General features: G+C 66.9%; 27 protein-coding genes. 16 read left to right on the forward strand and 11 right to left on the reverse strand.

The window, feature by feature from the left end:
* From AC1DIN_RS22765 to AC1DIN_RS22790, 6 genes are all read left to right on the forward strand, one after another.
* Nucleotides 1-225, forward strand: coding sequence for a YjiS-like domain-containing protein (locus AC1DIN_RS22765; protein WP_441472486.1), 225 nt, complete (start codon nucleotides 1-3; stop codon nucleotides 223-225).
* Nucleotides 226-498: 273 nt separating this feature from the next.
* Nucleotides 499-1197: a hypothetical protein gene (locus AC1DIN_RS22770; RefSeq protein ID WP_476811409.1), complete on the forward strand. Its 699-nt coding sequence runs from the start codon at nucleotides 499-501 to the stop codon at nucleotides 1195-1197.
* A 235-nt stretch (nucleotides 1198-1432) separates the two neighbouring features.
* Nucleotides 1433-2371, forward strand: coding sequence for an ABC transporter ATP-binding protein (locus AC1DIN_RS22775; RefSeq protein ID WP_441472484.1), 939 nt, complete (start codon nucleotides 1433-1435; stop codon nucleotides 2369-2371).
* Complete coding sequence (locus tag AC1DIN_RS22780; RefSeq protein WP_441472483.1) at nucleotides 2368-3144, forward strand: ABC transporter permease; 777 nt, start codon at nucleotides 2368-2370, stop codon at nucleotides 3142-3144. The genes AC1DIN_RS22775 and AC1DIN_RS22780 overlap by 4 nt, the downstream gene beginning before the upstream one ends.
* A 160-nt stretch (nucleotides 3145-3304) precedes the next feature.
* On the forward strand, nucleotides 3305-4927 hold the full coding sequence (locus AC1DIN_RS22785; RefSeq protein WP_476811410.1) for a peptide chain release factor 3: 1623 nt from the start codon (nucleotides 3305-3307) through the stop codon (nucleotides 4925-4927).
* A 155-nt stretch (nucleotides 4928-5082) separates the two neighbouring features.
* Nucleotides 5083-5769 carry an OmpW/AlkL family protein gene (locus AC1DIN_RS22790; RefSeq protein WP_476811455.1) on the forward strand — a complete coding sequence of 229 codons (687 nt, stop codon included), beginning with the start codon at nucleotides 5083-5085 and terminating at the stop codon, nucleotides 5767-5769.
* Between the two features lie 70 nt (nucleotides 5770-5839).
* Here the strand turns inward: AC1DIN_RS22790 and AC1DIN_RS22795 are convergent, their stop codons facing one another.
* On the reverse strand, nucleotides 5840-6313 hold the full coding sequence (locus AC1DIN_RS22795) for an Lrp/AsnC family transcriptional regulator (protein WP_441472481.1): 474 nt from the start codon (nucleotides 6311-6313) through the stop codon (nucleotides 5840-5842).
* A 180-nt stretch (nucleotides 6314-6493) separates the two neighbouring features.
* On the opposite strand from AC1DIN_RS22795, the gene AC1DIN_RS22800 reads away from it, so the two are divergent.
* Complete coding sequence (locus AC1DIN_RS22800; RefSeq protein ID WP_476766229.1) at nucleotides 6494-7015, forward strand: cysteine dioxygenase; 522 nt, start codon at nucleotides 6494-6496, stop codon at nucleotides 7013-7015.
* 77 nt (nucleotides 7016-7092) lie between these two features.
* Here the strand turns inward: AC1DIN_RS22800 and AC1DIN_RS22805 are convergent, their stop codons facing one another.
* Complete coding sequence (locus AC1DIN_RS22805; RefSeq protein WP_476811411.1) at nucleotides 7093-8391, reverse strand: aminotransferase class V-fold PLP-dependent enzyme; 1299 nt, start codon at nucleotides 8389-8391, stop codon at nucleotides 7093-7095.
* A gap of 145 nt (nucleotides 8392-8536) precedes the next feature.
* Here AC1DIN_RS22805 and AC1DIN_RS22810 point away from each other — a divergent pair, with 145 nt between their 5' ends.
* Nucleotides 8537-9121: a glycoside hydrolase family 19 protein gene (locus tag AC1DIN_RS22810; RefSeq protein ID WP_476811412.1), complete on the forward strand. Its 585-nt coding sequence runs from the start codon at nucleotides 8537-8539 to the stop codon at nucleotides 9119-9121.
* Nucleotides 9122-9128: 7 nt separating this feature from the next.
* Here AC1DIN_RS22810 and AC1DIN_RS22815 read toward each other — a convergent pair whose 3' ends face one another.
* The gene (locus AC1DIN_RS22815; RefSeq protein ID WP_476811413.1) at nucleotides 9129-10283 is read right to left on the reverse strand and encodes a trans-sulfuration enzyme family protein; all 1155 of its coding nucleotides are present in this window, start codon (nucleotides 10281-10283) and stop codon (nucleotides 9129-9131) included.
* 135 nt (nucleotides 10284-10418) lie between these two features.
* Here AC1DIN_RS22815 and AC1DIN_RS22820 point away from each other — a divergent pair, with 135 nt between their 5' ends.
* Together AC1DIN_RS22820 and AC1DIN_RS22825 are read left to right on the forward strand one after the other, a co-directional pair.
* On the forward strand, nucleotides 10419-10928 hold the full coding sequence (locus tag AC1DIN_RS22820) for an Lrp/AsnC family transcriptional regulator (RefSeq protein ID WP_476811414.1): 510 nt from the start codon (nucleotides 10419-10421) through the stop codon (nucleotides 10926-10928).
* Between the two features lie 136 nt (nucleotides 10929-11064).
* On the forward strand, nucleotides 11065-11574 hold the full coding sequence (locus tag AC1DIN_RS22825) for a TspO/MBR family protein (RefSeq protein ID WP_476811415.1): 510 nt from the start codon (nucleotides 11065-11067) through the stop codon (nucleotides 11572-11574).
* 3 nt (nucleotides 11575-11577) lie between these two features.
* On the opposite strand, the gene AC1DIN_RS22830 is transcribed toward AC1DIN_RS22825, so the two are convergent.
* From AC1DIN_RS22830 to AC1DIN_RS22840, 3 genes are all read right to left on the reverse strand, one after another.
* A complete protein-coding gene (locus AC1DIN_RS22830; RefSeq protein ID WP_441472474.1) occupies nucleotides 11578-11955 on the reverse strand; it encodes a response regulator in 378 nt (125 codons plus the stop codon).
* Between the two features lie 9 nt (nucleotides 11956-11964).
* Complete coding sequence (hpt, locus tag AC1DIN_RS22835; protein ID WP_476811416.1) at nucleotides 11965-12522, reverse strand: hypoxanthine phosphoribosyltransferase; 558 nt, start codon at nucleotides 12520-12522, stop codon at nucleotides 11965-11967.
* Nucleotides 12523-12652: 130 nt separating this feature from the next.
* Nucleotides 12653-13453 (reverse strand): zinc-ribbon domain-containing protein, encoded by an 801-nt coding sequence (locus AC1DIN_RS22840; protein WP_476811417.1) that lies wholly within the window; start codon nucleotides 13451-13453, stop codon nucleotides 12653-12655.
* 266 nt (nucleotides 13454-13719) lie between these two features.
* Here AC1DIN_RS22840 and ftsE point away from each other — a divergent pair, with 266 nt between their 5' ends.
* The 5 genes from ftsE (at nucleotide 13720) to AC1DIN_RS22865 (ending at nucleotide 17571) form a co-directional block, all read left to right on the forward strand.
* The gene (gene ftsE, locus AC1DIN_RS22845; RefSeq protein WP_441472471.1) at nucleotides 13720-14379 is read left to right on the forward strand and encodes a cell division ATP-binding protein FtsE; all 660 of its coding nucleotides are present in this window, start codon (nucleotides 13720-13722) and stop codon (nucleotides 14377-14379) included.
* Nucleotides 14366-15328, forward strand: coding sequence for a cell division protein FtsX (locus AC1DIN_RS22850; RefSeq protein WP_476811418.1), 963 nt, complete (start codon nucleotides 14366-14368; stop codon nucleotides 15326-15328). The genes ftsE and AC1DIN_RS22850 overlap by 14 nt, the downstream gene beginning before the upstream one ends.
* Nucleotides 15329-15443: 115 nt before the next feature.
* Nucleotides 15444-16244 (forward strand): YdcF family protein, encoded by an 801-nt coding sequence (locus AC1DIN_RS22855; protein ID WP_441472469.1) that lies wholly within the window; start codon nucleotides 15444-15446, stop codon nucleotides 16242-16244.
* 17 nt (nucleotides 16245-16261) lie between these two features.
* Nucleotides 16262-17077 (forward strand): lysophospholipid acyltransferase family protein, encoded by an 816-nt coding sequence (locus AC1DIN_RS22860; RefSeq protein WP_476811419.1) that lies wholly within the window; start codon nucleotides 16262-16264, stop codon nucleotides 17075-17077.
* A 95-nt stretch (nucleotides 17078-17172) separates the two neighbouring features.
* A complete protein-coding gene (locus AC1DIN_RS22865; protein ID WP_476811420.1) occupies nucleotides 17173-17571 on the forward strand; it encodes a hypothetical protein in 399 nt (132 codons plus the stop codon).
* On the opposite strand, the gene AC1DIN_RS22870 is transcribed toward AC1DIN_RS22865, so the two are convergent.
* Entirely contained in the window at nucleotides 17572-18150 is a 579-nt protein-coding gene (locus AC1DIN_RS22870; protein WP_476811421.1) for a gamma-glutamylcyclotransferase, read from the reverse strand. It lies immediately after the preceding gene.
* 128 nt (nucleotides 18151-18278) lie between these two features.
* On the opposite strand from AC1DIN_RS22870, the gene AC1DIN_RS22875 reads away from it, so the two are divergent.
* Nucleotides 18279-19319, forward strand: coding sequence for a DUF2125 domain-containing protein (locus AC1DIN_RS22875; protein WP_476811422.1), 1041 nt, complete (start codon nucleotides 18279-18281; stop codon nucleotides 19317-19319).
* Nucleotides 19320-19377: 58 nt separating this feature from the next.
* Here the strand turns inward: AC1DIN_RS22875 and rpoH are convergent, their stop codons facing one another.
* The 4 genes from rpoH to AC1DIN_RS22895 form a co-directional block, all read right to left on the reverse strand.
* Nucleotides 19378-20274, reverse strand: coding sequence for an RNA polymerase sigma factor RpoH (gene rpoH / locus AC1DIN_RS22880; RefSeq protein WP_476811423.1), 897 nt, complete (start codon nucleotides 20272-20274; stop codon nucleotides 19378-19380).
* Nucleotides 20275-20492: 218 nt separating this feature from the next.
* Nucleotides 20493-21521 (reverse strand): RluA family pseudouridine synthase, encoded by a 1029-nt coding sequence (locus AC1DIN_RS22885; protein ID WP_441472463.1) that lies wholly within the window; start codon nucleotides 21519-21521, stop codon nucleotides 20493-20495.
* 167 nt (nucleotides 21522-21688) lie between these two features.
* On the reverse strand, nucleotides 21689-23368 hold the full coding sequence (locus tag AC1DIN_RS22890) for a heme biosynthesis HemY N-terminal domain-containing protein (protein ID WP_476811424.1): 1680 nt from the start codon (nucleotides 23366-23368) through the stop codon (nucleotides 21689-21691).
* A gap of 17 nt (nucleotides 23369-23385) precedes the next feature.
* The gene (locus AC1DIN_RS22895) at nucleotides 23386-25245 is read right to left on the reverse strand and encodes a uroporphyrinogen-III synthase (protein WP_476811425.1); all 1860 of its coding nucleotides are present in this window, start codon (nucleotides 25243-25245) and stop codon (nucleotides 23386-23388) included.
* Nucleotides 25246-25353 lie beyond the last annotated feature (108 nt).

Raw genomic sequence — 25353 nt, forward strand, 5'->3', positions numbered from 1 at the left:
ATGTACGCCAGCCCTGCCATAGCCGGACTTTCCTTCTCCGCTCCCCGCCGGTCGAGCGGCCGTGCCCTGGGGCTGCTGTTGCAGCTCGAGGCCTGGCTCGATGCCAGGAGCAGCGCACGCGCGCTCTACGCGATGGACGAACGGGCCCTCTCCGATCTCGCCCTGTCGCGCAGTGATGTCGAGCGCGTCAACGCGGACGCCGGCCGCCCTGCCGGAGCCGCCTGAGAACCCCGCTGCGGAGAAACCGACCGGACCGAGGCCAGCCGGAACCGGACCGAACGAAAAGAGGGGCTGGAGGTCGGCAACGACCGCCAGCCCCTTTTCCTGTCGTCGCACGCTCGCCGACGCGCCCCTTGCCGGCCGTTGCCTTGCATAGATTGCCGGTGGCGATCCAGGCGATGCAGCGCTTCAGCGGGAAGCTGCCACGATCGCCATCGCTGACGTGATCTGACGCGCTGGGGCTAAATCATGATCCCGCGCTCGTAACGGAGATCGTCGATGCCCCTGCCCAACCGAGTCAGGCCTGACGGCACGCTCACCGCCGACCCGGCGCGCGGGCTGTTCTTCGGCAATCGCGGCGGCCGCTTCCACGATCCCGACCGGCGCGAGGTGCCGACCCGCATTCAGGCGACGCAGCACTGGCTTTGTTGCGTCCTCTCATTCAAGGGGCGGCGCCGGAAGGTCTGGGGCCACGGTTATACCGAGCTCTTCTTTTGCGACGAGGTGACGGCGCTCGCAGCCGGCCATCGCCCCTGCATGGAATGCCGCCGCCGCGACGCGCTCGCCTATCGCGACGCGCTGGTGCAGGGCCTGCGCCTCCTGGAAACGCCGCTCTTTCCCGAAATCGACCGCATCCTCGATGCCGATCGCCGGATAGGACGGGCCAAGCGCATGCACCGGCTGCCGGCAGAAGAACTGCCGGACGGCGCGATGCTCCTGTCCGAGAGCGAAGGAGCATTTCTGGCACTGCGCGCAGACACCGCCCTGCTCTGGTCACCAGCCGGCTATGTTGCGCTTCATCCCCGTCCGAAAGGGCTGGCGACCGTTCTCACCCCGCCAGCCACGCTTGCCGCGCTGAAGCATGGCTACCAGCCTATCTGGCACCCGAGCGCGGAAGCCCTGGCCCCGTCCCAGGCACGGACCGGTAGGAACTTTTACCCGCCCGGAAGCGTTGCCGCAGCATCATCCTTTCAATGAGGGGCTGCCAATGCGTTCCATCATCCTGTGGCTTGTGGGTATTCCGATCCCGATCATCATCCTGCTGTGGTTTTTCATGAAGTAGCGTGCGGTTGCGTCGCGTGAAGAAGGCCGGGCCCTGCGCCCGGCCTTCTCGTTTGCGGCGGCGCTTCCCGCCACGAACTGACAGGCGATCATGCTTTCCCGGCATGGCCCTGCCATCGCAACCAAGCTCCGGCTCCCCTATATGCCGCCCATGTCAGACACGACCCCGCCGATCATCTCGGTCTCCGGCCTCTCCAAAACCTATGCCACCGGCTTCAGCGCGCTGAAATCGGTGGACCTCGCCATCCGGCGCGGCGAGATCTTCGCTCTGCTCGGCCCCAACGGCGCCGGCAAGACGACGCTGATCAGCATTATCTGCGGGCTCGTGCGGCCGAGCACAGGCACGGTTCTGGCGGATGGGCACGACATCCAGCGCGACTATCGCGCGGCCCGTTCCGCCATCGGCCTCGTACCGCAGGAGCTGACGACCGATGCATTCGAGACCGTCTGGAGCACGGTCAGCTTCAGCCGCGGGCTTTTCGGCAAGCCGAAGGATCCGGCCCTGATCGAGCGAATCCTCAAGGACCTCTCGCTCTGGGACAAGAAGGACACGCAGATCCGCCGCCTCTCCGGCGGCATGAAGCGGCGCGTGATGATCGCCAAGGCGCTCTCGCACGAGCCGCGCATCCTCTTCCTTGACGAGCCGACGGCCGGCGTCGATGTCGAGCTCAGGCAGGACATGTGGCAGATGGTGCGCCGGCTCAGGGATGATGGCGTCACCATCATCCTGACCACGCACTACATCGAAGAGGCCGAGGAAATGGCCGACCGCGTCGGCGTGATCTCCAAGGGCGAAATCATCCTGGTCGAGGAAAAGGCCGAGCTGATGCGCAAGCTCGGCAAGAAGCAGCTCACCCTGCAGCTCCAGCAGCCGATCGGCGCCGTCCCGGCGACGCTCGCGGGCTTCGACCTGAAGCTGTCTGAGGGTGGCGATGAGATCGTCTATACCTACGACACCCAGGCCGAGCGCACCGGCATCACCACACTGCTCCAGGGCCTGTCGGAAGCGGGCATCCGCTTCCGCGACCTCAGCACCAGCCAGAGTTCGCTGGAAGAGATCTTCGTCAATCTGGTGAGGGAGCGGGCATGAGCGCCGCAAGCTTCAACCCGCATGCCATCGCGGCGATCTACCGCTTCGAGATGGCGCGCACCTGGCGCACGCCGCTGCAGAGCATCGTCTCGCCGGTGCTGTCGACCTCGCTCTATTTCATCGTCTTCGGCGGGGCGATCGGCTCACGCATGCAGTCGATCGACGGCGTGCCCTATGGCGCCTTCATCGTGCCCGGCCTGATCATGCTCTCGCTGCTGACGCAGAGCATCGCCAACGCCTCCTTCGCGATCTATTTCCCGAAATTCACCGGCACGATCTACGAGCTGCTCTCCGCTCCCGTCGCCTGGTGGGAGGCGGTGATAGCCTATGTCGGCGCGGCCGCGTCGAAATCGATCCTGCTCGGCCTCATCATCCTCGCAACGGCGGCCTTCTTCGTCCCGCTCCGGATCGAGCACCCCTTCATGATGCTGCTCTTCCTGGTGCTGACGGCGACGACCTTCAGCCTGTTCGGGTTCATCATCGGCATCTGGGCCGACGGCTTCGAGAAGCTGCAGGTCATCCCGTTGCTGATCGTGACGCCGCTCGCCTTCCTCGGCGGCTCCTTCTACTCGATCAGCATGCTCCCGCCCTTCTGGCAGACGGTGACGCTGTTCAACCCGGTCGTCTATCTGATCAGCGGCTTCCGCTGGAGCTTCTTCGGGCTCGCCGATGTCAGCCTCGGCGTGAGCCTCGGCATGACGCTCGTCTTCCTCGCCGCCTGCATCGCAGTGGTCGGCTGGATCTTCAAGACGGGATATCGGCTGAAGAATTGAGCAAGAGCCGTCATGCTCGGGCTTGACCCGAGCATCTCATGACAATGACGCGCCCAGCCTCCTCCGGGAGGAGATTCTCGGGTCTGCGCTTCGCTACGCCCGAGAATGACGTTCCGTACAACCAATTGACTTCCGCCCCCCTTCCGTCTTGATGCGCGCCATGACCGATCTTTCGACCATCGAGGCGTCCGCGGCCCGCCCCGCGCCGCATGCGCGCCGGCGCACCTTCGCCATCATCTCGCACCCTGACGCGGGCAAGACGACGCTGACCGAGAAGCTGCTCTATTTCGGCGGCGCCATTCAGCTCGCCGGCGAAGTCCGCGCCAAGCAGGGCCGCCGCCAGACCTCGTCGGACTGGATGAAGATCGAGCGCCAGCGCGGCATCTCGGTCGTCACCTCCGTGATGACCTTCGAATATGGCGGCCATGTCTTCAACCTGCTCGACACGCCCGGCCACGAAGACTTCTCGGAAGACACCTACCGGACGCTGACCGCGGTCGACTCCGCCGTCATGGTGATCGACGCGGCGAAGGGCATCGAGGACCGCACCAAGAAGCTCTTCGAGGTCTGCCGTCTCAGAGATATCCCGATCGTAACCTTCATCAACAAGGTCGACCGCGAGACCCGCGACCCCTTCGACCTGATCAACGAGATCGAGACGACGCTGGCGCTCGACGTCGCGCCGATGACCTGGCCGGTCGGCCGCGGGCGCGAATTCGCCGGCACCTACGACCTGAAGGCCAACACCTTCCGCCGCAACCAGAAGGGCGACGAGAGCGCCGAGGATCAGCGCGTCTCCGGCTGGGACGATCCGCTCTTCGACGAGCTTCTGCCGCATGGCGCCGCCGAGTCCTGGCGCGAAGAGGTCTTCCTCGCCGCCGAGGGCCTGAAGCCCTTCGATCTGCAGGCCTTCCGCGAGGGCCATCTGACGCCGCTCTATTTCGGCGCGGCACTGCGCGACTACGGCGTGCGCGACCTCATCGATGCGCTCGGCGCCTACGCCCCGAGCCCGCGCGCCCAGCTCGCCGACAAGCGCCCGATCGAAGCGTCTGAGCCGAAGATGACTGGCTTCGTCTTCAAGATCCAGGCGAACATGGACCCCAACCATCGCGACCGCATCGCCTTCATGCGCGTCTGCTCGGGCAAGCTGACGCGCGGCATGAAGGCCAAGCTCGTCCGCACCGGCAAGCCGATGCCGCTCAACGCGCCGCAGTTCTTCTTCGCACGCGACCGCTCGATCGCGGAGGAAGCCTTCGCCGGCGACATCGTCGGCCTGCCCAACCACGGCACGCTGCGCATCGGCGACACGCTGACCGAGGGTGAGGACATCGTCTTCAAGGGGGTGCCAAGCTTCGCGCCGGAAATCCTGCGCCGCGTCAAGCTGAAGGACGCGATGAAGGCCAAGAAGCTGCGCGAAGCCCTGCAGCAGATGGCGGAGGAAGGCGTCGTCCAGCTCTTCCTGCCGCATGACGGCGCGCCCGCCATCGTCGGCGTCGTCGGCGCCCTCCAGCTCGACGTGCTCAAGGAGCGCATGGAAGCGGAGTATTCGCTGCCGATCGACTTCGAGCCTTGCCAGTTCGCGATCGCCCGCTGGGTCTCGTCGGACGACAAGGCGGCGCTGGCGAAATTCGTCGGGTTGAAGCCCTCGGCCATGGCCGACGACCTCGACGGCGACCCCGTCTTCATGGCCTCATCCCAGTTCACGCTGAAATACGACGCCGAGCGCGCCCCCGATGTGACCTTCTCGGCCATCAAGGACTATCAGAAGGGCGTGAAGGGCTGAGCCGGCCGCTGTGGCCTGAAAGCGACAGGCCGCGGCGCGCTCCTTTCGGGTTGATCCGCGTCAATTCGCATCGCGCGAAACCGGCGCTGATGGAGGCATGAGCTTTGAGGCGCAACCCGCGTCGCAGGCTCGCGACTCCGGAAGCTGCTACCATGATGTCTCGCTCGATCCGTCTTTCTCTTGCCGCCGTGCTGCTGGGCGCCACGGCGCTGACCAGCGCCCAGGCGGCCGATTTGCCCTCGACCAAGGCCGCTCCCCTGGCCCCGGTGCTCACCAACTGGAGCCCGTGGATGATCCGCGGACGCGCGCTCTTCGTCATGCCGCAGGAAGAAGCGAGCCTGAGGCTGGGCGGTGCGCCGGTCGTCGGCGGCAAGGTCGATATCTCCAATTCGGTCGTGCCCGAGCTCGACATCACCTATTTCTTCACCAAGAACATCGCCGCCGAGCTCATCCTCGGCGTCACCCCGCATAATGTGAAGGGTGCGGGCAGCCTCGCCGGCGCGCGCATCGGCTCGGCCTGGCTGCTGCCGCCGACCCTGATGCTGCAGTACCACTTCACCGACCTCGGCGCCTTCAAGCCGTATCTCGGCGTCGGCGTGAACTACACCGTCTTCTTCAACGAGAAGGCCAAGGGCGGCTTCACCGATTTCGACCTGAAGGATTCCTTCGGCTTCGCGCTCCAGGCCGGCTTCGACTACATGATCGACCAGCACTGGGGCCTCAACTTCGACGTCAAGAAAATCTTCCTGGAGCCCAAGGTGAAGGTGAACAACGGGCTCATTGCCGGCAAGGTCAAGATCGACCCCTGGCTCATCGGCGCCGGCGTCACCTACCGCTTCTGAGATCCGGCCCGGCTTCGGCGGTTCGGCTGGCGGAAAGGGAACGGTTCGTTCCTCCCTCCGCCTTCAGCGTTCACACCTCGGCGAAACCCAGCGGGATCGCCGAGGTGGATTTCAGCTCCTCCATCGCAAACATCGAGGTCACGTCGCTGAGATCGATGCGCGAGATCAGCTTCTTGTAGAGCGCGTCATAGGCGGCGATGTCGGCGACATAGGCCTTGAGCAGATAATCGATCTCGCCGCTCATCCGGTAGAAATCGACGATCTCCGGCAAGTCGTGCACGGCCTGATGAAAGCGCTCCAGCCACTCCATCGAATGGCGGGCCGTCTTGATCGCGATGAAGACCGTGACGCCGGCCTTGAGCATCTCGCGGTCGAGCAGCGCTACGCGGCGCTTGATGTAGCCGCCCTCCTCGAGCTTCTGCACCCGCCGCCAGCAGGGCGATGACGATAGCCCCACCGCCTCCGCGAGTTCAGCGAGCGGCAGACTCGCATCCTCCTGCAGCCGCGCCAGAATGCGCAGGTCGAAAGCATCGAGCTTGGCCATGAAACCTCGGCGAATTCGGCATCAGCTTCTTTCCGGAAGAACGAAGCAGAGAATATTTTCCATATATTATCCCATTTAGGGCAACAGGTTCCAATCAGGGAAGAAAATTCTCCAACTGCGCAAACCAATGCCCGCCCCCCTCCCGTATCCTTTTTCGCAAGGGTTCGAGAGGGGGACGACATGCAGGGGTTTCTGAACGAGGAGCGGCGTGGGGCCGTACTCCAGAGCCTGCGGACCGATGCAGGCACGCTGTCGCGCGACTATCTCTCAGCAGCGCGAGAAGTCCTGCACGAGCTTGTCGCCATGCCCGATCTGATCCAGCGCCTGCCGCTGGAGCGCAAGGCGGGCGGCTACAGCCGCAACCTGCTCGCCGGCAATGAGGATGTCAGCGTCTGGGCCATCGTCTGGGGCGAAGGCTCGGCCACCTCGATCCATGATCACCATTGCTCTTGCTGCTTTGGCGTCGTCTCCGGCACCGTCACCGAGACGTGGTATCGGGCCATCGACGGCGCCCGCGCCGTGCCTACCGAGGAGCAGGAGCGCCAGCCGGGCTACGTTGCCTGCATGCTGCCCTCAGGCCCGAACATCCACCGCATGCGTAATTTCGGGCCCGGCGAGGCGATTTCAATCCATATCTACGGCTTCGACCACGAGGTTCACGCCTCCTCGATCGAGACCGAATATACCGCCATCAGCGGCTGACACGTGCCGTAACCGCGGCGCACTGCTTGCGGCGGGACGGGTGCATGGACCCCCGCCCCGCGGCTTCCCGATCGGCCTCAGCCCGCCCGGTTGCCCGAAACCACCGCCAGCGCGGCGATGAAGCGATCGAGATCAGCTTCCATGATGTAGGGCGCCGGTGAGATGCGGATCGTGTCGCCCTGGGCGACGCCGCCACGACGCACCGTCATTACCCTGTGCTTGTCCCGCAGCTCCGCGACGATCGCGTTGGTCTCCGCCACCGTGCGCTTGCCGGTCAGCGCGAAGGAGGTGATGCCGGCGACCATGCTCGGATCGTCCGGCGTCTGGATTTCCACGCCCTTCAGCTCTCGCGCCTTGGCGACCCAGTAGTTGCGCAGATGGCGATAGCGCGCCTCCTTGGCCTGCGGGCCGATCTCCTGATGCAACGCCAGCGCCGTCGGCACCGTGAGCTGGGCGGCGAAGTTCACCGTGCCGGTATGCAGCCGCGAGCGCACATCGTCGGCCTTGAAGTCCTCGTCGGCCAGATAGGTGTCGATGTCGGCCAGGCGCTCCTTGTTGATGTAGAGCATGCCGACGCCGAGCGGCGCGCCGATCCATTTGTGCAGATTGAAGCCGATGAAATCGACGCCGAGGTCCTTGGCCTGGAACTCGACCTGGCCCCAGCTATGGGCGGCGTCGAGGATGACGTCGGCGCCGCGCGCCTTCGCCATGGCGACGATCTCCTTGACCGGCATCATCAGGCCGGTGCGGTGGCTGACATGGGTCAGCAGCAGGAGCCGGGTCTTCGGATTGGCCTTGAGCGCAGCGTCATAGGCGTCGAGCACCGCCTGACGGGTCGCCGGCTCCGGGATGGCGAACTTGACGACATCGACGCCGCGGCGGCCCTTCAGCCAGTTCATCGCATACTGCATCGAGTCGTAGTCGAGATCGGCATAGAGCACCGTGTGGCCGGGCTTCAGCTTGTTGTAGCCGGAGATCAGCGCCTGCAGAGCCTCGGTCGCGCCGCGTGACAGCGCGATCTCCTCGCGCGCGACGCCGAGAAAGGCGGCGAGCGGCGTGCGGACATCGTCGAGGTCCTTGCCGATCTTGGTGCGGGCATAGACCGTGTTCTCGAAATTCACGAAGTCGGTCAGGCGCTTGTATTCTGCCTTCACCGGCTCGGCCATGATGCCCCAATAGCCGTTCTCCAGGTTCACCATGTCCGGCGTCACCGCATAGAGATTGCGCACGGCAGTCCAATAGGCGGTGTCGGAGCCGATATTCGCGGTCGGCAGAGCCGGCAAGGTGCGGGCCGAAGCGGTCATGGCCTGCGTCGTCAGCGCGGCGGCGCCGAGGCCGAGCAGCAACGCACGGCGATTGGTCTCGAGGGCTTGCATGGTCGTCGCCTCCTGCGGGATCGGTGCCGCGTAACGAAGCGGTGTTTCAGCCCTGTGACGGAATGCGGGGATAAAGGGGCACTTCTATCCCCGGTCCGGACGGCGGCCGCATGCTGGCCGGCTCAAATCTCAGGGGAGCCTGCGCATGTCGATTTTTGGCCGGACGGGAGCGCCGACGATTGTGGCACCAGCGCCCTCAGCCGTCACCGAGCCGAAGCTTCGCCGGCTCGCGCCCGATGGAGGCGCGGCGATCCTCGCCGGCATTGCAGGCGGCTTCGATCGGCTGGCGCCCGGCCACGGCGTGACGACGCGGCTGCGCATATGCCATTTCCTCGCGCAAGCCGCACACGAGACCGCCGGCTTCCGCACGCTCGAGGAATATGGCGGCCCCGTCTACTTCACCCGCTACGAAGGCCGGCGCGATCTCGGCAACACCCAGGCCGGCGACGGCATTCGCTATCATGGCCGCGGCATCTTCCAGCTCACCGGCCGGGCGAACTATCGCCGCTTCGGGCAGCTTCTCGGCATCGATCTTGAAGCCGAGCCCGAGCAGGCAAAGGAACCTGCGATCGCGCTCTCCGTCGCCTTTTCCTATTGGCGCGAGCGCGGCATCGGCGCAGCCGCCGATGCCGACGATGTCGAGCGGGTGACGAAGCTGGTCAATGGCGGGCACAACGGCCTGGCCGCGCGGGCGCGCTATCTGAAGCTCGCCAAAGCGATCTGGATCTAGCTGCCCCTCAAACGTGCCCGGCCTTCAGCGCCTGGTCGAGATCGGCGTAGAGGTCCCCGACATCCTCGATGCCGGTCGAGAGGCGCAGCAAATCGGTCGGACAGGGCGAGCCGGCGCCCTCGATAGAGGCGCGATGCTCGATCAGGCTCTCGACGCCGCCAAGCGAGGTCGCACGCTTGTAGAGTTCGACATGGGCCGCAGCCTTGACCGCCGCCGCCTCGCCCCCGGTGACCTGGATCGACAGCATGAAGCCGAAGCCGCCTTCCATCTGCCGCGCAGCGATGTCGTGGCCGGGGTGCTGCGGCAGGCCGGGATAGAGCACGCGCGCCACCAGCGGATGAGCCGAGAGGCGCTGCGCCAATTCCATCGCCGAAGCCGACTGGCGCTCCTGCCGCAGATGCAGCGTGCGCATGCCGCGCATCAGGAGGTAAGCCTCGAACGGGCCGAGGATGCCGCCCTGCCCTTTGCGCACGGTCTTGATGCGGTTCCAGAACTCATCGTCGGCATTGGCGCAGAGCGCCCCGGCGACGACGTCGGAATGGCCGTTGAGAACCTTGGTCGCCGCATGCATCACGATGTCGGCGCCGAGCGTCAGCGGCCGCGTATGCACCGGCGAGGCGCAGGTCGAATCCACCGCGAGCCGCGCGCCGGCGTTGTGCGCGATCTCGGCCGCGGCCGCGATGTCGGTGATGGTCCAGAGCGGGTTCGACGGCGTCTCGATCCAGACGAGCTTGGTCGCGCCGGGCTTCACGGCTGCCTTGAGCGCAGCGAGATCGTCGGTCTCGACGAAATCGACATTCAGGCCCCAGCGTGTCGCCTCGTTGAGCAGCCAGGCGCGCAGCGCCCAGTACATCACCTTGGAGGCGACGACGTGGTCGCCGGGTGAGAGCGCCTGGAACACGGCGGTCGCCGCAGCCATGCCCGAGCCGAACAGCAGCGCGCCGGCCTTGGCCTCTTCCAGCATGGCGAGCACGGCCTGCGCCTCATGGACCGTCTCGTTGTCAGGCCGGCCATAGATGAAACCAGTCGAGTAGCCGTTGTCCTCGTCGCGGATATAGGTCGTCGAGACATGGATCGGCGGCACCACGGCCTTGGTCACCGAATCGACCTTGCCCATCGCCTGCGCTGCGAGGCTCCGCGGGCTCCAGCTTTTCGTGCTCATCGTCTCTCCAACCGTCACGCTGCCTATGTCGACACGATCTCGCATGATCGGTCAGACGCACTCTAGGGCTCAGCCAAAATTAAAGTTGGTGCTTTTCACCATAGGGCGACTATTTTCGTCGCCAGGAAACTCATGATGCCGAAAATCGCCGACCTCGATCAGTTCGACCATGCCCTGCTCGAAGAGATGCAGCGCGACAACCAGACGCCGGCCCGCGTCCTGGCGGAGCGAGTCGGATTGTCTCAGAGCGCCGTGCTCCGCCGCCTCCGGCGATTGCGAGCGGAAAAGATCATCACGGCCGACATCTCCATCGTGAACCCCGCCGTGCTCGGCGTTCCCGTCACAATTCACGTGCTGGTCTCGATCGACAGGGGCTCTCAGCTCGCCGAGGCCTTCGCGCGCAAGCTGCGTTTGCGGCCGGAGGTTCGGTACGCGTCCTATGTGACGGGAGGCGCGGATTTCGTCCTCCACCTTCAGGTCGAGAGCATGGAAGCCTACGCGGCCTTCGCGCGCGAGGTTTTCCACGACGACCCCAACGTGTCGTCGTTCTATACCTATGTCGCCATGCGCGAAGTGGTCGGTCCGGCGCAAGCTGGTCAGCCGGAGCGCGCTACCGCAGCGGCTCGCCCCGAACGGCGGGCCTAGCGCCCGGTCTCGCAAGCGGCCTCCGCCTTCTCAGGAAGAGTTCCATGACCGGAAGACATGCCATCCAGAGCAGGACGCATGTCAGGTGGCGCCCGGCAGCCTTGCCGCCCCAACGCACCGGCATCATCTTCCGGGTATGAACACGCTTCCGGGAATTCACTCCGAACGCCGCTCCCCCCTCTGGGCGGCGCTGATCATCGCGATCCTGCCGGTCGTCGCAGCGTCGGTGCTCGGCGGTGCAGTCACGGTTCCTCAGATTGCGGGGTGGTATGCCGGGCTCGCCAAGCCGGCCTTCAACCCGCCGAACTGGATCTTCGCGCCGGTCTGGACCGCGCTCTATGCGCTGATGGCGCTGGCGGCCTTCCGCATCCTGCGCATCCCTGTCGGGGTGCCCGGCCGGCGCCGCGCGCTGCTGGTCTATCACCTGCAGCTTCTGCTCAATATCGGCTGGTCCTTCGCCTTCTTCGGTGCCAACAGCCCGCTGGCGGGGCTGATCGTCATCCTGCCGCTGCTCGTCCTGATCCTCGCGACCATCGCCGCCTTCAGACTGCTCGACCGGCTCGCCGCCAATCTGCTCTGGCCCTATCTCGCATGGGTCTCCTTCGCGACCCTGCTCAATGCCTCGATCTGGTGGCTCAACCGCTGAGGATTATCCGCCGATCGAGCGCTCGATTACCTTCATCACGGTGGCGCGGAGTTCGGCGATGGTGAAGGGTTTCGCCATCACTTCGGCGACGATCGTCTCCAGGCTCTTCGCGCGCTCGCGCTGCTCGGCATAGCCGGTCATCAGCATGATGGTCAGCTCGGGGAAGCGCTGCTTGGCGGCGAGCGCCAGCGCGATCCCGTCCATCAGCGGCATGCGGATATCCGTCAGCAGCAGGTCGAAGCGCCCCTCCTCCGCCAGAAGGATGTCGAGCGCCTCGGCGCCATCGGCAGCAGTGAGGCAGCTATGGCCGTCCAGGCTGAGGCCGCGCGCCACCAGCACGCGCAGCGGCTCCTCGTCGTCGACGACCAGAATACGTGACATCGCAGTTCCTCAGATGCCCGGCAGTCCGGCCTGATCTTCCGTCTCGATCACGCCGACGAAAGGCAGTTGGCGATAGGAATGCGCGACATCCATGCCGTAGCCGACGACGAAATAGTCCGGGCATTCGAAGCCTACATAATCAGCCTGGATGTTGACCGCGCGCTTATGCGGCTTTTCCAACAGAACCGCGGTGGACACCTTCGCGGCACCGCGTGCGGCCAGCAGATCCTTGGCGAAAGCCAGCGTGCGGCCGGATTCCAGGATGTCGTCGACCAGAAGCACGTCGCGCCCGCGCACCTCGCTCTGCACGTCGCGCAGGATTTCGACCTGCCCCGACGAGACGGTTCCCGACCGGTAGCTCGAGAGGTGGATGAACTCGACCTGCGGCGCGAGGCCGATGCGGTGCATCGCCCTGATCAGGTCGGCCGCGAACATGAAGCTGCCCTTCAGAACGGCAACGACGAGCAGATCCTTGGGATTGCTGGCGGCAATGGCCTCCGCCATCTCCTGGTTGCGCCGCGCGATCGCAGCCTCGTCGTAAAGAACCCTGATCCGCCGTTCCGGCATGATGTCTCCGTCTTCGTTTCCGGCCGCAACCGGCCCGCGCAAGATCGATGCGCCGGGGCCCGTGCAGCGATTGTTGATGAACGCCGTCCAGCCCGACAGGCCCGATCGACAAGCACCCGTCCTAGCAGCGTCAGGGCGTGCTGGCGATATTGGCGGTTGTCGCGGCCGAAGTGAAGCGCACCCGCACGGACCGCCCGCTTTCCGGGGGAGAGGCCAGCCGGGCCCGGAAACGGATGAGTTCGGCAGGCTCCAGGCTCGCCCGCGGCGACTCCGTCGTCCAGGTGTAGAGCGTCGCGCCGGCAGCATCCTTCACCGCGACCTCGATCAGCGGCACTTTCGCCTTGCTCTTGGTGATATTGGTGACATCGCCCTCGACGACGAGGAAACGGTTCGCACCATCCTCGACGAGCCCGCTCTCGATCGCGCCCAGGCTCAGGCCCCTCACATTCACCGGTAGCCCGGCCGTCTCGAACACGCTCGCGAGCTGCGGTGCAGCGCGGACGACTGCGTTGCGCTGCCATGCGAAGAGGCCGAGCAGGGCAAGACCCGCGACTGCGGCCGCCGCCGGTAACGCCGCCGCGCGCCGCAAACCCTTCACCCTGGAAGCGGTTGCCCTTGCCGCACCAGGCCTGCCGCGCCGGGCGACAGGCCTGCTAGTGGAGACGATGTCGGATTCCGCCTCAGCAACCGCCTTCTCACTGGTTTCGGCGGCAAGCGCGGTGATCTCGGCGTCGATGGCGGCAGCGCGCTCCATCTCCTCCGCCAGCAGGGCTTTCGTCTCCTCCTCGCTGGGTGCATCGGGAAAGACGGCGACCGGCTCGACATGCCATGCGGTCTTGCAGCTCGCGCAGCGCACCTTTCGACCTTCCGGCCCCAGTTTGGCCGCGTCGAGTTCATACTGGCTGGCACAGGATGGGCAGACGATCAGCATGGGCTTGAGGCAATCTCTTCGCAACGATGGCCGGGTGTCTCCGGTACGCTTCGGCCCGGGATTCGTCCTTCAGGATCTGGCACGACGACAGGCGCTGAAGCACGAATGGCGGCGAACGGAAATGCCCGCTGCTATTGGCACGATTTATGGTTAACGCCCCGTGAAGAATCTGTGACGCAGACTGCACCCATCGCGCCGTTCCGGGCAGGCTCGCTTGCGGTGTAGGATCGGCGCGGATACGCGTTTCGCTGAATGAGGAAGACCGCTTGGTTCGGTTCGAAAATGTCGGCCTGCGTTATGGCATGGGGCCGGAGGTGCTGAAGGACATCAACTTCAGCATCGCGCCGCGCTCGTTCCAGTATCTCACCGGCCCGTCCGGTGCGGGCAAGACGACGTTGATGCGTCTCATCCTGATGGCGTTGAAACCGACGCGCGGGCTGGTGAACCTGTTCGGTCAGGATGTCTCGCGCCTCGATGCCGACACGCTCACCGCCTTTCGCCGCCGCATGGGCGTGGTCTTTCAGGATTTCCGCCTGCTCGACCATCTCACCGTCTACGAGAATGTCGCGCTGCCGCTGCGGGTGCTCGGCAAGGAGGAGGCGAGTTATCGCGCCGAGGTGGTCGAATTGCTGCGCTGGGTCGGGCTCGGCGAGCGCATGCATGCCGTGCCACCGGTCCTCTCCGGTGGCGAAAAGCAGCGCGCCGCCATCGCCCGCGCCCTGATAGGCCGGCCGGAACTGCTGCTCGCCGACGAGCCGACCGGCAATGTCGATCCCGGCCTCGGTCGGCGGCTGTTGCGGCTGTTCATGGAGCTGCAGACGCTCGGCACCGCCGTGATCATCGCCACGCATGATCTCAATCTCATGGAGATCTACGACGCGCCGCGCCTCGTGCTGGCCGACGGGCATCTGCATGTCGACGCCTGAGCTCAGCCATCACGAACCGGAGCGCGAAGAAAGGACGCTGCCGCCCAATCTGCGGCGCGACCTGCCGCTCGTGCCTGTCGACACCGTTGCCGGCCGCGCGCTTATGGCGGTGATCGCGATCCTGACCTTCCTCGCCGCGCTCAGCGCCGGCGTCGCCGTGCTCGCCGCGCGCGCTTCCGATCAGTGGCGGGGGGCCATCTCCAACGAGATGACCATCCAGATCCGTCCCGATTCGCATCGCAGCATCGACGGCGATGTCGCGCGCGCCGTGGCGATGGCGCAGGCGCTCGACGGCATCGACAGCGTGCGCGCCGTGCCGAAGGCCGAATCGGACAAGCTGCTCGAGCCCTGGCTCGGCACCGGCCTCGACCTCGTCGAGCTGCCGATTCCGCGCCTGATCGTGCTCAAGCTCAAGAGCGGCGCCAGCCCGGATCTGGCGAGCTTCGGCCCGGCGCTGCGCCGCGAGGTGCCGACGGCCATCCTCGATGATCACCGGCTCTGGGTCCGGCGGCTCTCAGCCATGGCCGGCACCATCGTCGCCTCCGGCTTCGCGATCGTTCTGCTCGTCCTGACAGCGGCCGCGCTCGCCGTCGCTTTCGCCACACGCGGCGCGATGGCGGGCAGCCGCGACAGTGTCGAGGTGCTGCATTTCGTCGGCGCCGATGACGGCTTCATCGCCCGTGAGTTCCAGAGCCGCTTCATCAGGCTGGGCCTTAAGGGTGGGGCTTTCGGCGGCTTCGCCGCGATCCTAGCCATCGCCCTCATCGGCTTCATCGTCTCGCGCTGGCGCACCGCGCCGGAGGCCGAGCAGCTGCAGGCTCTGTTCGGCGCCTTCGAAATCGGCTGGGCCGGCTATGCCGCGGTGCTTCTCGTCGCAATGGTGGTCGCCGCCATCGCCGGTCTCGTCTCGCGCTTCACCGTCCGTCACTATCTGCGGATGCTGTCATGAGCGCGCGCGGGGCGACAGCCAGACGTCAACGGATCCTTCACTCCTGCGGCGAAAGCCGGCATGCCGCCGCCGCCGTTATGCCCGAATGCCGGGTTATGCCAACGATATCATGGCCATGATCGGCAGCACGAAGGACGATCTCGGGATCGAGCCGCCGGATTCAGCGATCCGGGGCTCCGGGCAGGCTGTGCGGCCCTCGCTGCGCCGCATCCTGGCTCTGACCGTCGCTGCGCTGGCGGGGACCTGCGTCGCGCTGCTCGGCCTCGGCTATGTGCGTTTCGCCTCGGCCATCGACGCGCAGGAACCGGCGACTTCCCCGCGTACGGACGCGATCGTCGTGGTCACCGGCGGCGCCCAGCGTATCGGCGACGCCATCGGACTGCTTGGGGCCGATCGCGGCTCACGGCTCCTGATCAGCGGCGTCAACGAGAAGACCAGCCGCGAGGAACTGGCCAAGCTCAACCCCGCCTCGCGCGACCTGCTCAATTGCTGCGTCGATCTCGACTACCGCGCCCGCAACACCATCGGCAACGCCATCGAGGCGCGGCGCTGGGTCCGCGAGCACGGCTTTCGCTCGCTGATGGTCGTGACCTCGAACTACCACATGCCGCGCACGGTCGCAGAATTCGCCCATGCCATGCCGGGCGTCACGCTGATCCCCCACCCGGTCGTCACCGAGCATCTCGACACGACAGGCTGGTGGTATCGCTGGGCGACGATCAAGGTCCTCGCGCCGGAATACGTGAAATATCTCGTCGCACGCCTGCGCAGTCTCGTCGAAAGCGATCCCGAGAATTCGCGGCTCTCGGTGATCACCGGCGGCCGCAAGCCTGTCTCGTCGAAGCCGGCCGAGCTTCTGGGCCCCGCGGCCGAGAAGCGGTCGCGGCTGCCGGGCCATTCCCGCCACGAGGGCTGAGTCCCGAAATCGCGCAAGTGCTTGACCGGCGCCGCGTCTCGGGCTCATTGCGCAGCATGCTCGTCCTGCGCTCCCTCGCCTTCAACACACTCTTCTATGCCAATCTTGTCCTCTGGCTGATCTTCATCATTCTACCGGCGCTGTTTTTGCCGAGGCGGATCCTGCTGGCCGCTGCCATCGCCTGGTCGCGGTCCTCGCTCTGGCTGCTGCGCGTGGTCGCCGGCACGCGCTACGAGGTCACCGGCATCGAGAACATTCCGCAGGGCGGCCTGATGGTGGCGGCGAAGCATCAGTCCTTCGTCGAGACCTTCACACTCGTCACGATCTTCCAGAACCCGGTTTTCATCCTGAAGCGCGAGCTGACCTGGATCCCGCTCTTCGGCTGGGCGCTGAACCAGCTGCGCATGATTCCCGTCAACCGCGGTGCCCGAGCCCGCGCCCTGTCCGACGTCACGCGGCGCGCCAAGGTCGAGCTCGGTCAGAACGGCCGTCAGCTGCTGATCTTCCCGGAAGGCACGCGCCGCCCCCCCGGCGCCCCACCGGCCTACAAGTTCGGCGCCGCCCATCTCTACGCCGAGCTCGGCGTCCCCTGCGTTCCCGTCGCACTCAATACCGGTCTCTACTGGCCGCGGCGAAAGTTCCTGCGCCGACCCGGCACGATCCGCATCGAGATCCTGCCACCGATCATGCCGGGTCTCGGCAAGCTCGCCTTTCAGCATGAGCTGCAGGAACGGATCGAAACAGCCTGCGACAGGCTGCTGGCGCAGGGGCGGGCGGAACTCGCCGCGCTCGGCCTCGACCCGCTCGCGGCGCAGGCTCCTGACAAACCCTGACAGCAGAACTTTACGCCGCCTCGGGAGCTGCCGGTTCCAACGCTTGACTTATCTCCCTGTCGTTCCCATTTTGTTCCTATCACGGAGGAACGGACATGGCCGCTCTCGCCTATCGCTATACCCCCGATCTTTTCGACGAGCCCCTCGTCGCGCGCGAGATGCCGCTGCGCAGTGCCGCGAGCCTCAGCGAACGCCGCTTCACCGCCTGGCGCGGCCGGTCCGGCCGGCGTTATGTCGCCTCGGTCTTCGCCGTCGATGACATGCATGCGCTCGGCTTCACCGATGCCGTGCTGCTCGCGGTCTCTCCCGATCGGCGCATCATCGCGGCGCGAGATTCCGGCCCCTTCGGTGTCGAGGCGGCCCTGAGCCGCTGGCAGCGCGCGATCGTCGCCGCAGGCGCTGCCGAGATTCACGTGCATCTTCTCGCCGAGGATGGCTTGAGCCGCCGGGCCGCGCTGCTCGACCTGATGCCGGAGGCCAGCCCGGAAGCCTGATCAGCCGGCCCCCAACGGCGGATGGGGCGCGCCGAGACCGGGCGCCAGCTCCTGCGCGAGGCAGGCCAGGACCGGGTCGTAGATGCCCATCTTGCGCAGATGCTCATGCGTCTGCAGCACATAGTCCGGGTTCTCGCCGGACTGGCCCTTTCCCTCCCGAACGAGCTTGAGCAGCTGCGCGGGCGGCAGCTTACCGGCATATTGCAGATGCTTGCGGTCGGCGACATAGACCAGCCCGCGTGCCTGCCGGCCATCCTCCAGCCTGAGCGGAACATGGCGCTCGAGATAAACAGCCGTCGCCTGCTCGCGCGCCCGCAGATAGTCCACCGTCTCCTTCGCCTGTGCCGCAGCGACCCGGAAGGCGAGGCCCCGGCAGACGCCGCCGCGATCGAGCCCGAGGACCAGCCCCGGCCGCTCCGGCGTGCCGCGATGGACATGCGAGAAGACGCAGAGCGAGCGGTGATAGCCGTGCAGCCGCGCCTGCACGCTCTCCGCGAAGGGAAAGCCAGGCCGCCAGATCAGCGAGCCGTAGCCGAAGACCCAGAGATCGGTCGCACCGAATTCGCTCGTCATCGCCATCCCATAATTTGGCCGCGCCAAGCTGCTTGCTGTCCCGCGCCGTCCAGCGCTAGGGCCTTCCCGCTCTGGCGCCGGCTCCTTCGGCGAGCTAACAATCCGCCCGCCTCCGCGCAAGGAACGCCTGCCGCATGACCGATACCCTTCCGACGCGCCGCCAGAGCCGCTTCTGGCTCTACGGTCCCACGCTTCTGCTCGTTATCCTGGCGGCGGCCTGGTCCGTCTTCTGGTTCTATGCACGCGGGCGCGCCGCGGCCGAGATCGATGCCGCCCTGGCGCGCGAGGCCGAGCGTGGCCGCACCTGGACCTGTAACGATCGCACGATCGGCGGCTATCCCTTCAGAATCGAGCTGCGCTGCAATGCGCTCACACTGACCTCGACGCGCTGGGGAGACGCCGTTCGCGTCGAGACCGGCCCTGCCGTCGCCGTCGGCCAGATCTATTCGCCCAGTCTCGTGATTGTCGAGCTCACCGGCCCCGCCAAGGTCACCCTGCCTGAAGGCCGCTCGGTCGCTCTGACCTGGACCAACCTCGATGCCAGCCTCGCCTGGCGCAATCCCGAGCGCTTCGCCCTCGTCGCCAGCGATCTTACGGCCGTTCAGACGGCGCCCGGCCTGAATCCGGAAACCTGGAGCAGCAAGTCCCTCGAGGCCCACCTTCGCCGCAACCCGGCGCGGCCGGCCACCGACCAGGCCGTCGACATCGCCCTCACGGCCAAGGGTACGGTCCTGCCGCCGATCGACATGCTGCTCCGCAACACCGATACCGGCGAGATCGCGCTGGAAGCCACGCTGACGCAGGCGGAAGCCTTCCGCAAAGGCTTCAATCCCGACGCTCTGGAAAGCTGGCGCGGCGCCAACGGCGCCTTCGAGCTGACCCGCCTCGTCTCGACCAAGGGCAAGGCCCGCGTCGATGGCAGCGGCCAGTTGCAGCTCGATCCGATGCGCCGTGTCTCCGGCGATCTCCGGCTGGCAGCAGCCGGCATCGAACAGATCGGCGGCATTCGCATCGGCAGCCTCCTCGGCGGCCTCGGCGGTCTTCTCGGCGGGCGCGGTGCCGATCCCGCGGCGACACCCGGCCTCACCCCGCTACCGCCCGTGTCGCTGCGCGAAGGCCGGGTCTTCATCGGGCCCTTCCGGCTGCCGCTCCAGCCGCTGCCCTCTCTCTACTAAACACATGAAAAAGGGGCGCCGCGGCGCCCCTTGAACTTATCTGCGCTGCAGCGCCGGCTCAGGCCGCCGGCAGGGCCGCGCTCGGCGCCTCAATGCGGGTGATGGCCTTCTTGACCGCCTCCTGCACCTTCTCGAAGGCGCGCACCTCGATCTGGCGGACGCGCTCGCGCGAAACGCCGAACTCCTCGGAGAGCTGCTCCAGCGTGATCGGATCCTCCGCGAGACGACGCGCCTCGAAGATCCGGCGCTCGCGCGGATTCAGCACCTCCAGCGCCTCGCGCAGAGCGGTATGACGGTTGCTGCTCTCCTCCGAATCGGCGAGGCGGCGCTCCTGGCTCTCGGAATCATCGACCAGCCAGTCCTGCCACTCGCCCTCGCCATCCTCGCGCAGCGGCGTGTTGAGCGAGGCGTCGCCGCCGAGCCGGCGGTTCATCTCGACCACGTCCTGCTCGTTGACGCCAAGCTTGGTCGCGATCTGCTTGACCTGATCGGGGCGCAGATCGCCCTCGCCCAGCGCCGAGATCTTGCTCTTGGCCTTGCGCAGGTTGAAGAACAGCTTCTTCTGGTTGGCCGTGGTGCCCATCTTAACGAGCGACCACGAGCGCAGGATGTACTCTTGAATTGAGGCCTTGATCCACCACATCGCATAGGTGGCAAGGCGGAACCCCTTGTCAGGCTCGAAGCGCTTGACCGCCTGCATCAGGCCGACATTGCCTTCGGACACGACTTCGCCGATCGGCAGGCCGTAGCCGCGATAGCCCATGGCGATCTTGGCGACGAGGCGAAGATGCGAGGTAACGAGCTTGTGCGCCGCATCGCGGTCGCCATGCTCACGCCAGCGCTTGGCCAGCATGTATTCCTCGCTCGGTTCCAGCATCGGGAACTTGCGGATTTCGTCGAGATAACGTGACAGCCCGCCTTCGGCGGACAGGACAGGCAGCGAAGCACTCGCCATGCGCGTGTCTCCTCATCAAGGCTCCCGCTGTGCGGCAGGCCCACCGCGCGATCAACCTTCGCGCAGGTTTCGGATGATGCGAGTAGATCCAACGCAGCAACTGCTGTGGAGTTCGGCTGGACTGATCGCGTGCGGCGCCCCCTTGGCCATCCGCATCCGACAACCCTAGTATATGCGAACTCAGTCTGGCGGAAAGGTGGCAGAGAAGCCAGATTGACTCACAGCGTCGCGAGGGCGGTTTGCAGATTCGCAAAAGCCGCAGGCGGCTCGGACTCGAACAGCATTTCCTCGCCCGTGGCGGGATGCGCGAATCCGAGAATGGCGGCATGCAGTGCCTGGCGCCCCAGCGCGGCGAGCGCCGCCTGTGCCTCCGCGGGCAACCGCACTGCCTTGGTGACAAATCCCGAGCCATAGAGCTGGTCGCCGAGCAACGGGTGGCCGATATGGCTCATATGCACGCGGATTTGATGCGTGCGCCCGGTCTCCAACCGGCACTCGATCAGGCTCGCCAGGGGCTCGGTTTCGTCGAGCCCCTTGAGCAGAGGCGGGTAACGCTCGATCAATTCGATATGCGTGATCGCCTCGCGGCCCCGCCCTTCCTTGACCACCATCATCTTCTCGCGATTGCGGTTCGATCGCTCGATCGGCGCATCGATCGTGCCCTGGTGCAGCCGCGGCACGCCCCAGACGATGGCGAGATAGGCGCGCTGCAGCGGGCCCGTGCGGCCATGGTCGGCGAACTGCTTGGCGAGCTTCTGATGCGCCTGGTCGTTCTTGGCGACGACGAGCAGTCCGCTGGTATCCTTGTCGAGCCGGTGAACGATGCCGGGGCGCCGGACCCCGCCGATGCCGGAGAGGCTCTCGCCGCAATGGGCGATCAGCGCATTGACGAGCGTACCATCCTCATGGCCGCCCGCCGGATGGACGACCAGCCCCGCCGGCTTGTCGATGACGATGAGATGCTCGTCCTCATAGACGACGTTGAGCGGGATATCCTGCCCGATCGGCTCCGCCGGCTTGGCCTCGGGCATCACGAGGGCGAGTTCGTCGCCTTCGACGACCTTGCGGCTCCCGTCGCTAGCGACGGCGCCGTTGAGGCGGACGCCGCCCTCCTTGATGACCTGCTGCAGCCGCGCACGCGAAATCTCGCCGGCCAGCAGGGCAAGCGCCTTGTCGAGGCGTTGGCCGGCCTGTTCGGGACCGACCTGCAGGGTCACGCTGGCATTCGGATCGGAAACGGAGGTCATTGCGCCGCTATACGTTGCATGCAGCGGGACCGCACGCCTTTTCCGCAATGCTCCCCCATCATGCGCGGGCGTGACCCGAGCATCTCATGACACGGGCTTCCTGTTCCTCGCGCTGAAAGAGATTCCCGGGTCTGCGCTTCGCCCGAGAATGATTCCGGCGGCCGCCCTCAGCCGAACAGGCGAAAGCCGCTCTTTTTCGGCTCTGGCGGCGGCTCGTCGTCCGGGCCCGGATCGTCCGGCGCATGCGAGACCGGGAAGATCACCGGCTTGGGCGGCGCGGCCTCCCGCGCAGACACAGCCGGCTTGGCTGCCTCTGCTGTCTTGGCTTCGGCCGGCCTCGCGACCTCGGTCACCGTCTCCACCGGTTTCGGCTCCTCCTTGGGAGCGGGCTGCGCGACCGCCGCGGCCGGCTCCGGCTTCGGTTCTTCCTTCGGCGCGGGCGCGGCCGGGGGAGCTACCACCGCCGGCTCGATCGTCGTCGCCGACAACGGCTTGATCTCGATCAGCTTGGTCGAGTCGTCGAGATCGACCAATACATCGTCGAGCGCCTGAGGCGGGCTCCCCAGCGTCGCCGGCGGCACCGTCCAGACGAACGCGTCGAGCCGGCCGGTGATCGGCGAGACCGGCATCCAGTGGTCGGAGACCAGCCCGTCCGCGACCCAGGCCGCATCATGCGGTGCCCGCGTCGCCCGCGACAGCCATTCGCGCACTCGGCCAGCGGCACCGTGCTCGGCTTCCTCCAGCTCGGCCATCAGCAGACAGGCCCGCACCGAGGCTCCGCCGGCGAGCAGCGGCTTCAAGATCTCGCGCGCCTTCTGGAATTCGCGCGCCTGGATCGCAGCCCCAGCCAGCGCCAGCACGCTTTCGGGGTCGGCCGGCCGCAGCTTCGACAAGGTGGTCGCGCGGTTGAGCCGATCGAGCGCGCTGTCGCCCGGCCGCGCATCGAGATAGGCGGCGGCGATATCGGGATGCGGCGCTTCCCGCCAAGCCGCTTCCAGCAGCTTGGACGCCTTGCGGACATCGCCGCGCTCCGACAGCATCCGCCCGGCAAGCGCGGCCGCGGGCGTCAGTGACGGCGCGAGCTTCACCGCCTCGAGAGCGGCGGCAAGCGCCTTCTCCGGCTCACGGTCCCTCTCCTGCAGCGCTTCGGCGGCGAGCAGAACGGCGCGCTGGCGCCGCGCTTCCGCCTTGTCGGCGAGCCGCAGCGCGGCGCGGCGCTCGACGGCCGTTCGCGCCGCCTGCCAGTCGCCGGCGTTGGTGTGGAAATCGAGCAGCGCATCATTGGCCCATGCGAGCGAGGGCGAGCGCCGCACCGCATCGTCGGCAAACGCGCGGGCCGCCGCCATGTCGCCGCGACGCTTGGCCTCGACGAAGAGACCGCGCAGGCCGAGCACCCGCGTCTCCGGCTTGTCGAGCATGGCCTTGAAGGCAGCCTCCGCCTGGGCGCGGTCGCCTGAAAGCTGCGCCGTCTGCGCTTCGAGCAACAATGTCAGCGGCTCGTTCGGCACGAAGCGGCGCGCTTCGCCGGTATAGCGCCCGGCCGCGACGGGATCGCCCGCGCCGATCGCGACCATGCCGCGCGAGACGGCCTCGAAGCCGCGAGCCCGGCGCCGGGCGCGCGAGGACAGGCTGAAGGCCGAGGGCAGGCCGAAGACGAAGCGCAGCACCGCCCAGGCCAGCAGCACGAGGAAGGCGAGCGCCACGACGCCGACGGCGGCGATCGCAACGCTGGTCTCAATCCGGTAGCCCTGCCAGAGCACCGAGACCTCGCCGGGGCGATCCGCGAGCCAGACCGCACCGAAGGCAAGGCAGGCGAAGACCGCGAGATAGATGAGAACGCGAACCATGGACCCTCTATCCTCCGTCAGCCGGCGGCGCCGAGCGCCGCGACTGCATCCTGCGCGATCTTGGCGATCGCCGCATCCGCCGCGGCCCGCTTCTGCAGATCGGCGCCGAAATCCGCACTGGCACGGCGCGCCGGCTCGGGCAACTGCCCCCACAGCGCAGCCGCCTTCGGCATGTCCCCGGCCGTGATGGCAGCCTCCAGCCGGATGGGCAATGTCGCGGGGTCGTTCGAGCCGTTGTCGCCGACCGGGCGGACCGTGACGATCCGGCTGGCGAGCCCGATGAGCTTGTCCGACCAGCTGTCGGATTGCGGCGTGACCTCGCGCTGGAACATCGCACCATGCTTGCGGAAGCCCGCCAGCAGCGCGTCGCGCGTCGGGGCTCCCGACGCTGCGACCGCCGCCAACGCAGCGATATCGGCCTGAGCAACACCGCTCTTGGTCAGCGCCGCGACATCGCTCGCGAAGGAGCGCCCGCCCGCAAGCGCCCGCTGTACCCGCTCGGCGAGCACGATCCGCGCCGCGGCCGTAGCCTCCGGGCCGAGGGCGGCCGCGCTCTTCGCCTGTGCTTCGACCGCGCCCACGCGGCCGGTGATCTGGTCGAGCCGCTGCCCGAGAGCCGCTGTCGCAGCCTCGGTGCGCTGGACCTGGGCAGCGAAAGCGCTCGTATCGGGCGCCTGTTGATTGCCGAGAGAGCCCAGCTTCCCGGCCAGCGCCTGCACTTCCGATCCGGTCTTCGTGACCGCTTCGGACGCAGCCGTCGCCTTCCGATCGGCCGCGGCCACGCCGGTCTGCACGCTATCGATCCGGCTGCGCAGCTCGGCGATCTGCTCGCCGGTCGCTGCCGGGTTGACCCGGTTCAGCGCCAGGAACACGCCCCCGGCTCCGATGATTCCGCCGACAAGCCCGGCTGCGATCAAGTGCAGCCAGGGCGTTCCCGCCGGCGGCTGGCGCTCGCCGGCATCTCGCTGCGGCTCGACGGGCGGCGGCCTGAATTCCTGCGGCAGCGCCTCCGTCGGCGCAATCGCCTCCGGGGGATGGGCGTCTGCATGCGCGTTATCAGGCGCCGCTGCGGGCGCTTCCGCCTCGGCCTTGAGCTCGATGGTCGGCGGCGTGCGCTTGAGGCTGCCGCGCGGCTCCGGCCGGGCGGGATCGGATGCGCCTGCCCGCGCGGAGACCTGCTCCAGCGCGGCGAGCATCCCTGCCTCCTCCGGATGCTCGGCGACGAGCACCGTGCTGGCGCCCGCCGCGATCAGCGGCGCCGCGACATCGGCCGAGAGCACGACATGGGTGAGTTCGAGCGCCGCGTCCGAAACACCAGCCGCTTGCGCGAGCGTGATGAAGGTGCGTGCGCCGCGTGCCGAATAATGCAGGGCCGCATCGCCCGGCTGACCATGCCGCAACGCGGCCTGCGTATCCTCGGGCAGGACGGTCACCGGCTCGGCCGCATAGGCGGTCCAGAGCGTCACCGCGTAGCCGGCCGCCTTGAGCCGGTCCGGCATGTCCTCCTTGCGATCGCGCCCCACGATCATCAGGAGCTTCGCCGGGGCCGGCAGCGTCCGCTTGATCAGTTCGATCAGGTCGTTGCGGTCGCCGTCTGCGCTGCGCGCATCCTCTAGCCCGGCTTCACGGACCTTGGCCGCCGTTCGCGCACCGACCGCGAAGACCGGCAGGTCACGCCAGCCGGCCGGTCCTTCGGTGAGCGCCGGGACGGCATTGCCGCTCGTCAGCACGATCGCATCGAAAGCAGCCTCCGGCGCTGCTCCGGGCAGCCGGACCACGTCGAAGAGCGGCGCGAGCACAGGCTCGAAACCATGATCGGCAATGGCGCGCGCGGTCCGTTCGGCATCAGGACGGGGACGGAAGACGAAAACGCGCATTCACAGCTCCTGACAAGAAGGGCAACGACCACAGGACGGTGCGCAAACCATGCAGCTTCCCGCGTTCGGTCCGCATTGAGGCGGAACAATGATGCCTTGCATGCCGTC

This window comes from Allobosea sp. 05T438 (genome assembly GCF_056396025.1).

Bases quoted from the DNA above. Each gene is read 5' to 3' on its own strand.
- AC1DIN_RS22765 (WP_441472486.1), top strand. From the start codon at position 1: ATGTACGCCAGCCCTGCCATAGCCGGACTTTCCTTCTCCGCTCCCCGC.
- AC1DIN_RS22770 (WP_476811409.1), top strand. From the start codon at position 499: ATGCCCCTGCCCAACCGAGTCAGGCCTGACGGCACGCTCACCGCCGAC.
- AC1DIN_RS22775 (WP_441472484.1), top strand. From the start codon at position 1,433: ATGTCAGACACGACCCCGCCGATCATCTCGGTCTCCGGCCTCTCCAAA.
- AC1DIN_RS22780 (WP_441472483.1), top strand. From the start codon at position 2,368: ATGAGCGCCGCAAGCTTCAACCCGCATGCCATCGCGGCGATCTACCGC.
- AC1DIN_RS22785 (WP_476811410.1), top strand. From the start codon at position 3,305: ATGACCGATCTTTCGACCATCGAGGCGTCCGCGGCCCGCCCCGCGCCG.
- AC1DIN_RS22790 (WP_476811455.1), top strand. From the start codon at position 5,083: ATGTCTCGCTCGATCCGTCTTTCTCTTGCCGCCGTGCTGCTGGGCGCC.
- AC1DIN_RS22795 (WP_441472481.1), bottom strand. From the start codon at position 6,313: ATGGCCAAGCTCGATGCTTTCGACCTGCGCATTCTGGCGCGGCTGCAG.
- AC1DIN_RS22800 (WP_476766229.1), top strand. From the start codon at position 6,494: ATGCAGGGGTTTCTGAACGAGGAGCGGCGTGGGGCCGTACTCCAGAGC.
- AC1DIN_RS22805 (WP_476811411.1), bottom strand. From the start codon at position 8,391: ATGCAAGCCCTCGAGACCAATCGCCGTGCGTTGCTGCTCGGCCTCGGC.
- AC1DIN_RS22810 (WP_476811412.1), top strand. From the start codon at position 8,537: ATGTCGATTTTTGGCCGGACGGGAGCGCCGACGATTGTGGCACCAGCG.
- AC1DIN_RS22815 (WP_476811413.1), bottom strand. From the start codon at position 10,283: ATGAGCACGAAAAGCTGGAGCCCGCGGAGCCTCGCAGCGCAGGCGATG.
- AC1DIN_RS22820 (WP_476811414.1), top strand. From the start codon at position 10,419: ATGCCGAAAATCGCCGACCTCGATCAGTTCGACCATGCCCTGCTCGAA.
- AC1DIN_RS22825 (WP_476811415.1), top strand. From the start codon at position 11,065: ATGAACACGCTTCCGGGAATTCACTCCGAACGCCGCTCCCCCCTCTGG.
- AC1DIN_RS22830 (WP_441472474.1), bottom strand. From the start codon at position 11,955: ATGTCACGTATTCTGGTCGTCGACGACGAGGAGCCGCTGCGCGTGCTG.
- hpt (WP_476811416.1), bottom strand. From the start codon at position 12,522: ATGCCGGAACGGCGGATCAGGGTTCTTTACGACGAGGCTGCGATCGCG.
- AC1DIN_RS22840 (WP_476811417.1), bottom strand. From the start codon at position 13,453: ATGCTGATCGTCTGCCCATCCTGTGCCAGCCAGTATGAACTCGACGCG.
- AC1DIN_RS22850 (WP_476811418.1), top strand. From the start codon at position 14,366: ATGTCGACGCCTGAGCTCAGCCATCACGAACCGGAGCGCGAAGAAAGG.
- AC1DIN_RS22855 (WP_441472469.1), top strand. From the start codon at position 15,444: ATGATCGGCAGCACGAAGGACGATCTCGGGATCGAGCCGCCGGATTCA.
- AC1DIN_RS22865 (WP_476811420.1), top strand. From the start codon at position 17,173: ATGGCCGCTCTCGCCTATCGCTATACCCCCGATCTTTTCGACGAGCCC.
- AC1DIN_RS22870 (WP_476811421.1), bottom strand. From the start codon at position 18,150: ATGGCGATGACGAGCGAATTCGGTGCGACCGATCTCTGGGTCTTCGGC.
- AC1DIN_RS22875 (WP_476811422.1), top strand. From the start codon at position 18,279: ATGACCGATACCCTTCCGACGCGCCGCCAGAGCCGCTTCTGGCTCTAC.
- rpoH (WP_476811423.1), bottom strand. From the start codon at position 20,274: ATGGCGAGTGCTTCGCTGCCTGTCCTGTCCGCCGAAGGCGGGCTGTCA.
- AC1DIN_RS22885 (WP_441472463.1), bottom strand. From the start codon at position 21,521: ATGACCTCCGTTTCCGATCCGAATGCCAGCGTGACCCTGCAGGTCGGT.
- AC1DIN_RS22890 (WP_476811424.1), bottom strand. From the start codon at position 23,368: ATGGTTCGCGTTCTCATCTATCTCGCGGTCTTCGCCTGCCTTGCCTTC.
- AC1DIN_RS22895 (WP_476811425.1), bottom strand. From the start codon at position 25,245: ATGCGCGTTTTCGTCTTCCGTCCCCGTCCTGATGCCGAACGGACCGCG.